Below are 13,415 nucleotides of genomic sequence, written 5' to 3'. Positions count from 1 at the left end.
TCATTCGTCGTCGTCGAGGCCGCTCCCCGGGAGGAGGTCCGCGCAACAGCGGAATCCCGTGGAGTAATCGTGATAATCGATATCGTGCGCGGTGGTGCGGTAGGCGCAGCCCTCGCCGTTGATGAGCGTGTCGAGGTAATACCCGCCCTGGAAAGTGCCATTCGGGTCGGCGGTCCATTCGTGCAGATTGCCGACCATGTCGTAGAGGCCCCAGTCGTTGACGCAGCCCGGGTGCTCCCCCGTCTTCGCGACCGTGCCCTCGAGCAGGTTCAGGCGCGGATCGTTCATGTCGGTGTTCGTGACGAGCGCCCAGCTCTTCTCGACCTGCGGATAAAACGAGTACATCGGCGCGCGCCCGTAGTCGTTGCACCGCCGCTCCACGCGCGTAGTCCCATATGGATAGATCGTGCCCTCGCGCCCCGCGCACGCGAGGCGCCACTCGCTCGCCTCGCAGAGCCGCTTTCCCGACTTGCGGCAGGCCTCCGCCGCCTGCGTCCCGCTGATGTAGGCCTGCGGCACGAGCCCGGGCGCGCTCACGGCGCGGTATTGCTTGGTGAGGTCGAGCACCGTCGTCGCCGGCCACGGCTGGGTGGACCCGTCCTCGAGCAGCTCCTCGAGCGAGCCCTCCCACCGATCGACGCAGAAGCGCCGGTCGACGTTCGCCATCTCCGCCGGGCACGTCCCGTCCGGATCGCGCTCCGGGAGCGCGCCTTCGCTCTGTGCGCGCTTGAAGCGGACCTTCTTCTCCTGCTGCGCGATCGCCCAGCCGATCGTGCCGGGGCTCCCGGGCGCGAGCTTCGGCGCCGGCGCGGACCGGGTCGCGACGCGCGGCACCACCTCGATCGTCCGCGCGTGCGCGGTCGCGACGAGCATCGCGCCCGCCGCCCACATGCCCGTCGCCGCGAGGAGCCGCACGCGGGAAGCGTATCTCGAAGGCGGCGAGGCGTCAGCCCTCGGCCGACGCCTCCTCGAGCGCGCGCCCCTTCGTCTCGCGCACGAAGCGGCGCACGACGAAGAACGAGACGAGCGAAAATCCACAATAGAGGCCATAAGGTACGACCGGGCCGAGGCCGGAGACGAGCGCGGGGAAGCTGATCGTCACGGCCCAGTTCGCCATCCACTGCGCGAAGATCGCGACCGCCATCGCGGCGCCACGGAACGCGTTGGGGAACATCTCGCCGAGGAGCACCCAGACGACGGGCCCCCACGACACCGCGAACGCGAACACGTAGAGGTTCGCGGCGACGAGCGCGGCCCAGGCCGCGTCGCGCGAGAGCACGATCCCGTGCGGCCCCGACTTCGCGCCCGCGAAGGCGACCGCGAGCACGCCGAGCGTGATCGCCATTCCGATCGAGCCGACGAGCAGGAGCGGCCGCCGCCCGAAGCGGTCAATCGTGAGAATGGCGATGACGGTCGCGCCGACGTTGATCGAGCCCGTGATGACGTTGTTCCGGAGGGAGTCGCTCGCGCTGAACCCGACCGACTCCCAGAGGACGTCGCCGTAATAGAAGATGCTGTTGATGCCGACGAGCTGCTGCAGCACCGACAGCGCGCCGCCGATCCACACGATCTTGTGGACCTTCCCCTCCTCGTCGCGCAAATCCGAAAAACGCGGCTGCCGGTCCTTGTCGATCGTGTAACGGATCGCGTCGACGTCCTCCGCCGTCGCGTTCGGGTCGATGCGCTGGAGCACGACGAGCGCGGCGGTGAACTCCTGCGCCGCGACGAGGTAGCGCGGCGACTCGGGGATGAACCAGACCGCGACCGCGAACGCGAACGACGGCACGATCTGGACGAGGAACATCCACCGCCACGCCTCGAAGCCGCCCCACAGCTTCTCGTTCGTCCCGCCCGCGGCGAGGGCGAGGAGGTGGTCCGCGAGCAGCGCCGCGAAGATGCCGAGCACGATCCCGAGCTGCTGCAAGGACCCCATCCGCCCGCGCGAGCGCGCCGGCGCGATCTCGGCGATGTAGGCGGGGCACACGACGCTCGCCGCCCCGACCGCGAGCCCGCTCACGAACCGCGCGAACGTGAACGTCCCGCTCGAAGGCGCGAGCCCGCACGCGAACGAGGTGACCGCGAACGTCACCGCCGCCACGAGCATCACCGGCCGCCTCCCCTTCGCGTCCGCGACGCGACCGGCCAGGAGCGCCCCCACCGCGCACCCGAGCAAGATCGACGCGACCGCGAACCCGGTGCCGGCGCTGCTCGTCTTGAACGTGCGCTCGAGCCCGAGCACCGCCCCGTTCACGACCGCGGAGTCGTACCCGAACAGGAAGCCGCCCAGCGCCGCCGCCGCCGCGAAGCGCGTGATGCCGCCGCCTCTCTCGTCCGCCACGACCCGCAGTCTACCGCGTCAGCGCACGACGGGGAGCGACGCCTTCGCGGTGCGCTTCACCGCCTTCGCGTTCTGCCACTGGCGGACGTCGAGCTTCTCCGCCTCCAGGGCGCGCGTCCACTTCGTCGGGTCCTCGAAGGTGCGGTAGCTCTCCGCGCGGCGCGGGGTGTTGAAGCGGCGCATGAAGCGCGCGAAGTCGAAGGCGTCGAGCAAATAGAGGAGCTGGCCCGCGTCCGCCTTCAGATGGCGATTCATCATCAGCTTGATGCCCTGGCCGAAATGGGAGCGGAGCTCGTGATCGCCTTTGAGCATCTCCGGCGCGAGGCGGGAGGCGATGAAGGCCTTCTCGAGGAGGTTCGAGCCGCGCGCGCGGCGGCGCCAGTTGCGCTCGATGCGGGCGTAGAGGTTGTCGGCGCCGTAGGCCTGCTCGTAGAGCCACACGTAGCCGTCCATCAGCTCTTCGCGCGTCATGTTCGTGGGCTCGAACACGACGTGGCGCGTGTCGTAGAGGTGCCACTCCTCGTGATCGAGGCGCCCCGCCGCTTTGTAGTCGTCGAACAGCTTCGTCCCCGGCATCGGGGTGAGGATGCTGAAGAAGGGATACAGGATCCCGCTCTCTTGCACGAAATCGAGGGTCTGCTTGAAGACGCCCAGCGTGTCGGTGTCGAAGCCGACGATGAAATTGCCGATGATCGTCATTCCGCGGGCGTGGATCCGGTCGATCGCCTCCTGGTACGTGAGGCAGAAATTCACCGGCTTATCCATCGCCGCGAGCGAGGCCTCGGTGACCGACTCGAAGCCGATGATGAGGGTGGAGCAGCCCGCGTCGCGGAAGAGATCGAGCATCTCCTCGTCGCTCGCGACGTTGAGCGTCGTCTCCGCCGACCAGCTCGGTATTTCGCCGCGCTGCGCGAGCGGCGCCATCGCGCGGAGGAGGTCCTTCGTATACCGAGTACGCGAGATGAAGTTGTCGTCGACGACGTAGAGCGGCTTGCCCGACGCGATGGGCCCTTTGCTCTTCGGCAGGGCGCGGAGCTCGGCGAGGACGCACTCGACCGGCTTGAAGCGGAAGTCCTGCCCCGAGATGTCGGGGACGCTGCAGAAGCGGCAGCGGAACGGGCAGCCGCGCGTCGTCTGGATTTGGTGAAACAGGTAATCGTCGGGCTTGCCCTTGCCCCACGCCGGCGCGGGGATCGCGTCCATCGGCGGGAAGCCGATCGCGTCGTAGCGCTCCTTCAGCTTGCCGGCCTGGAGATCGCGCACGACCTCGGGCCATAGCGTCTCCGCCTCACCGGTGACGACGCAGTCGACGTGCTGGAGCGCCTCGTCCGGGCGCAGCGACGCGTGGATGCCGCCCATCACCACGCGCTTGCCGCGCTCCTTGAAGCGGCGCGCGACGTCGTAGGCGTACGTCGCGCACGACGTCTTCGCCGACAGCGCGACGAGGTCGGTCTTCACGTCGTAGTCGATCGGATCCGAATATTCGTCGACGAGCTCGGTGTGGACGTCGGCCGGCGTGCACGCCATCACGGTCTGCATGCCGAGGTCGAGGAACGCGCGCTTGAACCCGAGCCCACGGCAGAGGAGGTCCATCTCGTAGAGCTCGCGCTCGGTCGGATCGAGGTTCTTCCTCGTGGAGACGAACGTGATGCGCTTCAATCCGTCCTACCTTCGGCCCGCTTCGACGAGCTCGGCGATCGTCGGGCGGCGGCGCGCCATGAAGGAATCGTAGCGGCTCTCGAGCGCGCGCAGGCGCGGAGAACCGTCCCACGTCGTGATCATGATCTCGCGTGCGATCGAGCGCGGCGACGCGCCGTCGGGCCGCACCGCGTTCGGCTGGCGCCAGCGCACGACCGCGCGCTGCACGCCGCTCCAGAAGCGGGCGCGCGCCTCGAGCGAGAGGAGCGCGCCGCGGCGGATCTGCTGCCGCGCCTCCTCCGTCCGCCCGAACTGCGCGAGCGCCTCCTCGAGCCACGCGCCGTGGTCGACGTCCTGCTCGACGTGCAGCTCGAAGTAGAGGATCTCCTCCTTCGTGAAGCCGGCGCGGCGGAGGCCGGGGATGACGGCGGCGAACATCTTCGGGATCGCCCACTCGTGGCCGGGGCCGACCGCGCCGAGGCCGACGAGGAACGGCTCCTCGGAGACGATGCGGCGGTGCTCGCGGATGAACTCGTACGCGGGCGCGGGCACCTTCGACGTCGATGGCGCGTCCGGGACGGAGCTCTTGCAGGCGCGGAGGAAGTGGCCATAGAGCGTCGCGTGGTCCTCGCCCTCGGAGCCCTCGCCGTATTCGTCGACGAGGACCTTCGCGAGCCAGAGCTTCGACTCGCTGGAGGGACCGCGGAGGAGGAGGCGCTCGAGGTAATTGGTAAAGACGCAGACGAGCGCATAATGGTTTTCGCCGAAGACCCGATAATCCTCGCGCGAGAACGGGCTCGTCGCGCACCGCGCGAGGAAGAGGTGATTCACCCCGGGGTGGGCCTCGATCTCGCGCCGCAGCTCGGCGAGGAACCGCCGCGACGAATCGGAGCCCCTGCTCACATGCGCCTCGGTCGTCGGGCTGGCTCGAAGTTGCGAGGCGGCGCTCATTCGCCGACTCCGGCGAGGGTCGCGTCGGCGACGTCGTCGGCCCACGTGCGTCGCGGGATTCGCAGCTTGACGAGCTTGCCGTTGGTGGACGGCGACTCGGCCTCGTGCTCCTCGCCGGTGGGATATTCGATGTCTTGCCACGTCAATCCCGCTTTGGCGCCGGGGCCGTCGAGGAGGCCTTCTTCGTCGCGGAGGAACGACTGGTAATCGCCGTGGATTCGCTGATAGCGCCACGTGCGCGCATAGAACCAGACGATGCCGCGGAGGTTCCGCGGAATGAAGTCGGGGCGCGCTTTGAAGAAATGTTTGTAGGCGTTTCGGACCGACGTCTCGGTCGCGTCGTAGGAGCGCGAGAACTCGCGGTAGAACTCCGCGCGCGAGAGGCGGGTGGGCAACACCGCGTGGAGCAGATCGAAGAGGCGGTGATCGGTGGTGAGGAGCTTGTCTTTGTATGCGCGGTAGAGCTGCGTGCCTGGGAGCGGGGTGAGGATGGTGAACAGCGGGACGCCGATGTCGAGGCTGTTCACGTAATCGTAGAGTTGGGCAAATTGCTCTTTCGTCCAGTCGGCGCGGACCATGAAGATGCCGGTGGAGATGACCCCGTTCTTCCGCAACACCTCGTTCGCGCGGAGGTTCTTCTCCCAGCTGCTCTTCTTGCGGAGCGCGGCGAGGTTGTCGTCGTCGTTCGACTCGAAGCCGGAGAGGAGCATGACCAATCCGTTCTTCGCGAGGCGGGCGAGGAGGTCGGGGTGCTCCGCGGCGAAGTCGGTCCGCCCCTGCGTCATCCAGTATTTTCGGAAGCTGCGGCGCTCCATCTCCTCGCACAGCTCGACGACGCGCCTCTTGTTCGTGAGGAAGTTGTCGTCGAGCACGAAGACGAACGGCTCGCGGCACGCCTCCATTTGATCGACGATCTTCTTCGCGGAGAGGAAGCGCGTGCGGCGCTCGTAAAACTCCCATATCGCGCAGAAGTTGCAGTCGAACGAGCAGCCGCGGCTCGTGAAGATGGAGGCCATCGGCCGGAACGCGGTGAAGAAGTAGCGACCCTGGTATTTCGCGATGAGGTCGCGGTTCGGGATCGGCAGGTCGTCGAGGCTCTGCGTCTGCTCGCGCTTCGCGTTCACGCGGCGGACGCCGTTCGCGTCGCGGTAGCGCGTGCCGCGGACTCCCTCGAACGTGCGGTCGCCCGTCGCCTTCTGCTTCGACCAGCGCGCCATGAGCTCGCGGAGGGTGTGCTCGCCTTCGCCCTGGACGATGACGTCGACGTAGTCGAGGTCGAACTCGTCGGGCGAGAGCGTGGGGTGGTGCCCGCCGACGACGGTGAGCGCATCCGGCGCGACGTTCTTCGCGGTGCGGAGGACGGCCTTCGCCTGGTAGGCGTCGGTCGTCATGCTCGTGGTGCCGACGACGTCGGGCCGGAAGGAGGCGAGCGTCTTCACGAGCGCGTCTTCGTCCTCGAGGCGCATGTCGAGCACGCGGACCTCGTGCTCGCCCTGGATGGCGGTGCCCACCGCCGTGAGCGCCACCGGCTCCGAGAGCCAGACCACGTTCTCGAGCCCGAGCCGTCCATTTTCGAACGGCGTCGGCATCACGAGCAGAACCCGCATCGATCCCTCCAAGGCGCTCGAACGTACTTGTTCGGACGGCTGGATAGTATGTCTATCTCTGGTCAGATGCCGAGCGCTGCGACCGCGCGGGTCGCTTTGCCGTGGGCGACGAGGACGTCGGCCGAGGCCTGCAGCTTCGCCTGGTATGGCGCCGCGAAGCGGTCGTCCTTCTGCACGAGTCGCTCGAACATCGCGCGCACCGACTTCGGCTGGCCCTCCGATGCCCCCTCGTCGAGCGCGACGATGAGCTGCGAGAGCGGACGCAGCCACGCGAACGCGGGATCCGAGACGACGAGCTGAAGCAGCGCGCCCGCTCCTTCGACGCGGCCGTGCTCGCGCTCGTAGTCGATCCGCACCTCGTCGAGGAGCGTCTTGTGGAGATCGAGGAGCGTGTGGCGGGCGGTGACCATCGTGGGCGACATGGTCTCCGCAACGTAAGGCTCACGCGCCGCGAAGCAACACACGCGCCGCGCGGCTCAGCCGCGGTACGGGGTGAGCGGCGGCGCGGGCGGGATCGCCTCGATCGCGCGGAGCCACGCCCTCGTCTTCGCGCCGCGCGCGCGGCCGATCGAGGCGACGGCGAGCGCGGTCGCCGCGACGTAGAAGAGGAGATGCCACGCCGCGAACGGACGCGGGCGCGGATGCACGAACGTCCGCTCGCGCGCGTCGGCGATGAAGCGGTTCAGCCGGTGCGCGACCGCGCTCTCCGCGCGCGCGTCGACGCGCTCGTCGTACGTCACCGGCAGGCGCCACGTCTCGAAGCTCCGGCCGCGGCAGAACGAGTGGGGCTGCGCGCGGAAGGTCCAGCAGTCGTTGCGGGAGAAGATCGTGACGGTGCCGTCTCCCGCCGGCGTCGCGACGCCGAGGTCGTCGATCGCGATCGCGGGCTCGGGTCGCCACCTCGCCGGGGCGCCGAGACGGCGCGCGACACGATGAAACAGCGTCGGCTCGAGGTAACAAGCGCCCGCGCGATCGCCGTCGCGATGACACGCGAACGTGAGCGCGTCGGACCCTTCGTAGCGGTAGAGCGTGGGCAGCAGCGCGAGGGCGGCGGCGAAGACGAGGCGTTTCATCGGCGGCGTGTACTGACAACACGCCGCCGCGAAGGTTTCTTGGCGCTACTTCTTCGGCAGCGCGTCCGCGAGCGTCGCGATGTCGGCCGCGCCTTCGGGGACCGAGATGCTGGAGCCCTCGAAGTCACTGCCGATCGGCTCGTAGACGCCGCCGAGGTGCTGCGCGAGGAAGATCTCCGCGACCGCGTTGAACGCGATGCGGTTCGGCGGACGCGCGAAGCCGTGGCCCTCGTCCGGGAAGAGGACGTACGAGACCGGGAGGCTCTTCGCCTTCATCGCGCCGACGATCTGATCGCTCTCCGCCTGCTTCACGCGCGGATCGTTCGCGCCCTGGCCGATGAGGAGCGGGCGCTGGATCGCGCCGGCGCGCGTGAGCGGCGAGCGCTCGGTGAGGAGCTTCTTGCCCTCGTCCGTGCGCGGGTCGCCGATGCGCTTCGAGAAGTTCTCGAACATCGGGGCCCAGTAGGGCGGGATCGTCGCGAGGAGCGTGTTGAGGTTCGAGGGACCGACGATGTCGACGCCGCACGCGAACACGTCGGGCGTGAACGTGAGGCCGACGAGCGTCGCGTAGCCGCCGTAGCTCCCGCCCATGATCGCGATCTTCGACGGGTCGGCGACGTTGTTCTTCTTCAGCCACTCGACCGCGTCGAGGAGATCGTCGTGCATCTTGCCCGCCCACTCCTTGTCGCCGGCGTTCACGAACGCCTTGCCGAAGCCGGTCGAGCCGCGGAAGTTCACCGCGAGGACGCCGTAGCCGCGGCTCGTGAGCCACTGGTGCATGCCGTTGAGGCCCCAGCCGTCACGGCCCCACGGACCGCCGTGGACGAGGAGCACGGTCGGCACCGGCGCGCTCGGCTTGCCCTTCCCGTCCGGATCGGCGGCGACCGGGAGCGAGAGGTAGCTGACGAGGTTTTTCCCGTCGCGCGAGGGGATGACGACGGGGTGCATCTTCGCGAGCTTCTTCCCCTCCAGCGCGGGGCGGTTCGTGAAGAGGAACTTCGCCTCCTTCTTCGTGCGGTCGTAGACGTAGTAGCGGACCGGGCCGTCGCTCACGACGTACGCCACCGTCCACGTCTTGTCGTCGCGGCTCCGGCTCACGATCTCGACGTCGCCGTCGACGACCTTCTTCAGCGCCTCGAGGTCCGGCTCGATCGACTTGTCGAGGACCTTCCAGTTGCGGCGCTCGTAGTCGAAAGATGCAGCCTGCACGCGTCCGTCGACCGGGCTGACGATGAGGCCGCCGAGATCGGCGCGCGCGTCCTCCGCGAGCAGCTTCGACTTCTGCGTCTTCGTGTCGTACGCGAAGAGCGCGCTCGTATCGCGGTCGCGCGAGTCGCGCATGTAGAGCGTCGTGCCCGCCTTGTCGAAGCCCATCGGGCCCGTCGTCATCGTCTCTTCGAACTTGATCGTCTGCCAGTCCTTGAAGCCGCCCTTGCCGTCGGCGACGAGGACGTCGCTGCCGCCGTCCGGCCGCGACTTCATCGCGTAGCGGACCTTGAAGTCCTCGTCGGTGAGGAAGCCGGCGTAGCCCGCCTCGTTCTTCTGCACGAGGGTGCGCTTCCCGCTGACGAGATCGACCTTGTAGATGTCGTGGTACTTCGCGTCGCGATCGTTCATCGCGACGAGGACCGTCGTCGGCGCCTTGTCGCTCGTCTCCTGGACGCGGCCTTGCGTCTTCTCGAACGGCGTGAGGTCGGTCACCTTCCCGTTCGCGATCTCGACGCTGTAGACGTGAACGTTCTCGTCGCCGTTTTTGTCGATCGCGTAGAGGACGCGCTTGCCGTCTGACGTCCAGAAGAAGCCGTTCACGGGGCGGCCCTTCTCGTCCGTCACCGCCTTCGCCTTCGACGGGTCGTTGATCGGCGCGACGTAGACGTTCAGCACGCCGTCCTTCGGCGCGAGCCACGCGAGCTGCTTGCCGTCGTAGCTGACGCGCGGTCCGGCGTGGTCCGGGTTCCCGAAGATGACCTTGCGCGCGAGCACGGACGGGTCGGCCTTCGGCGCGGGCTTCGCGGGCGGCGGCGCGGTGACGACCGGAGCCGGCGGCGGAGGCTGCGGCGCCACCGGCGGCGGCGGAGGATCGGACCCGCACGCGAGGAACGAAGCGACGAGCCCGAGCGCAGCAACACGACGAATCATGCCCCGCGTCTTCGCCGACCCGCGCGCTCGCCGCAAGCCACAACCGAAGGTGAGGCGTCAGGCGTCGTCCTTTTCCTTCTCTTCCGCCTTTTCGTCGACCTTTTCGTCGACCTTCGTGTCGTCGACCTCGGTCTTGGCGTCGTCGGTGCCGCCGCTCGCGGCGGGCTTCGGGGCCTCGTCGTCGCCCTCGGGCTCGGAGGGCTCCTCCTCGGCCGGAGCGGCGACCTTCTTCTTCTTGAGGCCCTTCTTCTTCTTGGGCTTCTTCGCGACCGGGGCCTCGGGGGCCGTGTCGTCGTCGGGCTCCTCGGACTCCGCTTCGTCGTGCGGCTCGTCGTCCTCCTCGTCGTCGTCGACCTTCTTGCGGCGCGGGGCCATGTCGTCGGCCGTCGCCTTGATGTCGCCGAGGGACTCGAGGCCCATCGCGAGCTTCGGGCTCTTGCGCGCGGTCTCCCAGAACTGCGCGTAGAAGTAGGCGCAGATCACCGCCGTCGCCATGCCGATCCACTGGCTCGTCGAGAGCTGCACCGCTTGCTGCTTGCCGAACGACGCGGGCTTCAGGATGAAGAACGCCACCAGCGGCGGGACGAACGCGGCGACGCGCGCCACGTTGCGGACCTTCGGGTTCGTGATGCCGAGCGAGATGCCGAACACGAACGCGACGCTCATCACGAGGAGCGAGCCGGCGATGAGCCAGTGCTCGCCCATCATCGGGCCGAACTCGCCGCGCTCCGAGTCGTCACGGAGCGACTCGATCAGGAAGCGGAGGTAGCCGTAGCCGAAGGCGAAGAGGAAGAAGATCTGACCGCGGAACCGCTGGTGCTTGCGCTGCCACAGCAGGAGCACGAGGAGCGCGAGGCCGACGAGCGACTCGTAGATCTGGGTCGGGTGGACCGGGTACGAGTGGCCCATCTTCATGAGCTCGTCGGCGGCGGGCGTGTGCTTACCGACGATGTCGAGGTGGCGCGCGAACGCGGGCGAGCCCTCGCTGCCCTCGAGCGTCTCCTTCGGCCACTGCGGGAACGTGCCGAGCTTCGCGATGAAGCCGGGGGCGCCCTCGGGGAGGCGCTTGCCGAAGTCGCAGCCGAAGAGGTAGCAGCCGATGCGCGTGATCAGGAGGCCGGACGCGAGGCTCGGGACCGCGACGTCCGCCCACGGCATGAGCCGGATCTTGTGCGAGCGGAGGTAGAGCCAGGACCCGAGGTAGCCGCCGAGGAAGCCGCCGTACGCGACGAGGCCGCCGCGGCGCAGGGCGAAGAAGTCGCTCGCCTGCTTGAACTCGTCCGGGTTGGTGACGACGTAGAGGATGCGCGAGCCGAGGATCGCGGCGATCGCCGTGATCACGTAGCAGTTCGCCATCGTCTCCTTCGGGAGGCCGTCGCGCTCGGCGAGGGTGAGCGTCAGGTACCAGCCCACCACGAGCGAGAGGCCGAGCATCACGCCGTAGGAGTAGATGGGGAGGTTCGCGGCCTCGAACTTGGTCTCGCGGAACATGTAGCCCGCGACGCCGGCGCCGGCGGCGATGACGAGCGCGACGCCCGCGGTACCGCGGTCCTTCTTGCGCAGACCGTTGAGAGCGGAGACGACCGCGATCGCCGCGATGAAGGCGAGGCCCCACCACAGCATGAGCGGCATCTTCGGAAGCGGGATGCGAAAGAGAATCGGATGCATGACGGTCGCGCCCTGTTTACCACGTCGGAACCCGGGCGGACCATTCGATGGTAAAGAGCGGGGCGTGACCTCGAAGCTCTCCAGGTTGGCCGGCCTCGCCGCGATCGGCGTCCTCTCCTGCGTCCCGACCGGGAGCGCGCCGCCGTACGACGCGGGCCCTACCCCGGTCGCGACCACGACGTTCAAGCCGTCGCTGAACATCATGACCGCCCCCTTCGAGGACACCTTCGACCGGCCCGACGGCGGCGAGGCGACGCTCCTCGGCGACGCGGCGACCCCCGCGACCGCGGCGATCGACGCCGCCCTCCGGCCCGAGGGTGGGACGGACACCGCGGAGGGCGGCCTCACCCTCGCGATCGACGCGGGACCGCCCCCGAAGCTCGACAACCTGGGCCCGAACTGGTCCCAGATGAGGACCAACGCCTGGCGCATCGAAAACGGGAAGCTCTGCGTCGAGAAGGCCCGGAACCACGGCGTCTGGCTGAACAGGACGCTGCCGATCAACGCGCGGATCGAGTTCGACGCCTGGGCCCTCACCGACGACGGCGACCTCAAGGCCGAGGTGTGGGGAGACGGCCGCAGCTACGCGACCGGCACGTCGTACACGAACGCCACGAGCTACCTCACGATCCTCGGCGGCTGGCACAATACGCTCCAGGTCCTCGCCCGCCTCGACGAGCACGGGGCCGACCGGAAGGTCATCCCGATCGTCAAGGAGAGCGACGATCCCCGCCAGCGGGCGGTCCAGCGGGGGCAGCTTTACCAGTTCAAGATCGAGCGAACCGACGGCAAAACCGTGCGCTGGTCGGTCAACGGCGTCGACTACCTCTCCTGGAACGACCCCCAGCCCCTCGCCGGGCAGGGCCACGACCACTTCGGGTTCAACGAGTGGGAGGCAAAGGTGTGCTTCGACAACGTGAAGGTCACGCCGCTCTAGCGGGGGCCTTGCTCGTCGCTTTACGCTACGGGTCGCGTGGCGGATCCGAAACACCCTGTCGATCCCCAGAAGGAGATCGAGATCCAAGTCGGTGAGCTCGAAGAGCGCGTCGATCGCCTGCGCGCGATCTACGAGCAGTACTTCATGGGCTACGAGAAGCTCGAGCCCACCGTTCCGCGCAAGGACGTCGATCGCCGCTTCGCGGTCCTGCGCAAGGCGAACATCCGCAACACGGCGCTGCGCTTCCGCTTCAACGTCGTCACGCAGAAGTTCAACACGTACGCGATGTACTGGACGCGCATCTGCCGCCAGATCGAAGAAGGCACGTTCAAGCGCCACATCCAGAAAGCGAACCGCCGCTTCGGCGCGCGTAGCCGCATGGAGGACCTCTCGATCGACGTCGACCTCGGCGACTTCGAGGTCGATCTCGAGGACGACGACCTCGACATGGACGCCGTCCTCGCCGAGGCCAACGCCGCGGCGGAGGCCTCGAAGTCCACGACGACGCCCGCGCCCGCTCCCGCGAGGAAGGACTTCGGCGAGCTCGACGACGACACGCTCCCGCCGACGACCGCGCCGCCCACCTCCGCGCAGCCGCAACATCGCGTCGCGCGCCACGCGGTGCTGCCCGCCGGCGCGAAGGGGCGCGTCCTTGTCAAGAAGAGCGCCCCCGGCGCCCCAGGCGCGGCCCCGCACGCGAGCGCCGACGGAGAGGCGCCGCGATCGCGCATGCCCTCGTTCACGGACGAGGCGCCGCGGTCGCGCATGCCCTCGTTCACGGACGAGGCGCCTCGGTCGCGCATGCCCTCGTTCACGGACGAGGCGCCGTCCTCCGCGCGCGCGCGGATGCCCTCCGTCCCCGACGGCATCCCGCCTTCGGTGCGGCCGCGCCTGCCGTCGGTCCCCGACGGCGCGCCGTCGACGTCCGTCATCCGCGCCGCGTCGCCTCACGTGCATCGGTCGCCGCCCGGCGTGAACCGGCCCGCGATCTCGCCGAGCGCGCAGTCCGTGCGACGCGTGCCCGCCGCCACCCCGGCGAGCCCCGAAGAGCCGCACGCCTACCG

At 68.7% G+C, this 13,415-nt stretch carries 11 protein-coding genes; 2 read left to right on the top strand and 9 right to left on the bottom strand.

Features of this window, described 5'->3' with window-relative positions; all coding sequences use genetic code 11:
• The 9 genes from KF837_30775 to KF837_30735 form a co-directional block, all read right to left on the bottom strand.
• Window positions 1–915: an SUMF1/EgtB/PvdO family nonheme iron enzyme gene (locus tag KF837_30775; GenBank protein MBX3231749.1), complete on the bottom strand. Its 915-nt coding sequence runs from the start codon at window positions 913–915 to the stop codon at window positions 1–3.
• A gap of 31 nt (window positions 916–946) precedes the next feature.
• Complete coding sequence (locus KF837_30770; GenBank protein ID MBX3231748.1) at window positions 947–2,338, bottom strand: sugar porter family MFS transporter; 1,392 nt, start codon at window positions 2,336–2,338, stop codon at window positions 947–949.
• A gap of 18 nt (window positions 2,339–2,356) precedes the next feature.
• Complete coding sequence (locus KF837_30765) at window positions 2,357–3,997, bottom strand: B12-binding domain-containing radical SAM protein (GenBank protein MBX3231747.1); 1,641 nt, start codon at window positions 3,995–3,997, stop codon at window positions 2,357–2,359.
• 6 nt (window positions 3,998–4,003) lie between these two features.
• Window positions 4,004–4,879: an iron-containing redox enzyme family protein gene (locus KF837_30760; protein ID MBX3231746.1), complete on the bottom strand. Its 876-nt coding sequence runs from the start codon at window positions 4,877–4,879 to the stop codon at window positions 4,004–4,006.
• A 44-nt stretch (window positions 4,880–4,923) separates the two neighbouring features.
• Complete coding sequence (locus KF837_30755; GenBank protein ID MBX3231745.1) at window positions 4,924–6,534, bottom strand: cobalamin-dependent protein; 1,611 nt, start codon at window positions 6,532–6,534, stop codon at window positions 4,924–4,926.
• Window positions 6,535–6,596: 62 nt separating this feature from the next.
• A complete protein-coding gene (locus KF837_30750; protein ID MBX3231744.1) occupies window positions 6,597–6,956 on the bottom strand; it encodes a hypothetical protein in 360 nt (119 codons plus the stop codon).
• A gap of 54 nt (window positions 6,957–7,010) precedes the next feature.
• Window positions 7,011–7,607: a hypothetical protein gene (locus tag KF837_30745; GenBank protein MBX3231743.1), complete on the bottom strand. Its 597-nt coding sequence runs from the start codon at window positions 7,605–7,607 to the stop codon at window positions 7,011–7,013.
• A 45-nt stretch (window positions 7,608–7,652) separates the two neighbouring features.
• Window positions 7,653–9,746 (bottom strand): S9 family peptidase, encoded by a 2,094-nt coding sequence (locus tag KF837_30740; protein ID MBX3231742.1) that lies wholly within the window; start codon window positions 9,744–9,746, stop codon window positions 7,653–7,655.
• 57 nt (window positions 9,747–9,803) lie between these two features.
• Complete coding sequence (locus KF837_30735) at window positions 9,804–11,414, bottom strand: prolipoprotein diacylglyceryl transferase (protein MBX3231741.1); 1,611 nt, start codon at window positions 11,412–11,414, stop codon at window positions 9,804–9,806.
• 202 nt (window positions 11,415–11,616) lie between these two features.
• Between KF837_30735 and KF837_30730 the strand changes: the two genes are divergently transcribed.
• Together KF837_30730 and KF837_30725 are read left to right on the top strand one after the other, a co-directional pair.
• On the top strand, window positions 11,617–12,351 hold the full coding sequence (locus tag KF837_30730) for a hypothetical protein (GenBank protein ID MBX3231740.1): 735 nt from the start codon (window positions 11,617–11,619) through the stop codon (window positions 12,349–12,351).
• Window positions 12,352–12,387: 36 nt separating this feature from the next.
• On the top strand, window positions 12,388–13,415 hold a 1,028-nt coding region (locus KF837_30725), incomplete at its 3' end, for a hypothetical protein (GenBank protein MBX3231739.1).

Origin of the sequence: Labilithrix sp. (assembly GCA_019637155.1) — a bacterium.
GTDB lineage: Bacteria > Myxococcota_A > Polyangia > Polyangiales > Polyangiaceae > Labilithrix.
This window is presented reverse-complemented; position numbering and strand designations above follow the sequence as displayed.

Excerpts from the sequence above, each read along its gene's own strand:
- KF837_30735 (MBX3231741.1), bottom strand. The coding sequence starts at position 11,414 with ATGCATCCGATTCTCTTTCGCATCCCGCTTCCGAAGATGCCGCTCATG.
- KF837_30740 (MBX3231742.1), bottom strand. The coding sequence starts at position 9,746 with ATGATTCGTCGTGTTGCTGCGCTCGGGCTCGTCGCTTCGTTCCTCGCG.
- KF837_30745 (MBX3231743.1), bottom strand. The coding sequence starts at position 7,607 with ATGAAACGCCTCGTCTTCGCCGCCGCCCTCGCGCTGCTGCCCACGCTC.
- KF837_30730 (MBX3231740.1), top strand. The coding sequence starts at position 11,617 with ATGACCGCCCCCTTCGAGGACACCTTCGACCGGCCCGACGGCGGCGAG.
- KF837_30750 (MBX3231744.1), bottom strand. The coding sequence starts at position 6,956 with ATGTCGCCCACGATGGTCACCGCCCGCCACACGCTCCTCGATCTCCAC.
- KF837_30755 (MBX3231745.1), bottom strand. The coding sequence starts at position 6,534 with ATGCGGGTTCTGCTCGTGATGCCGACGCCGTTCGAAAATGGACGGCTC.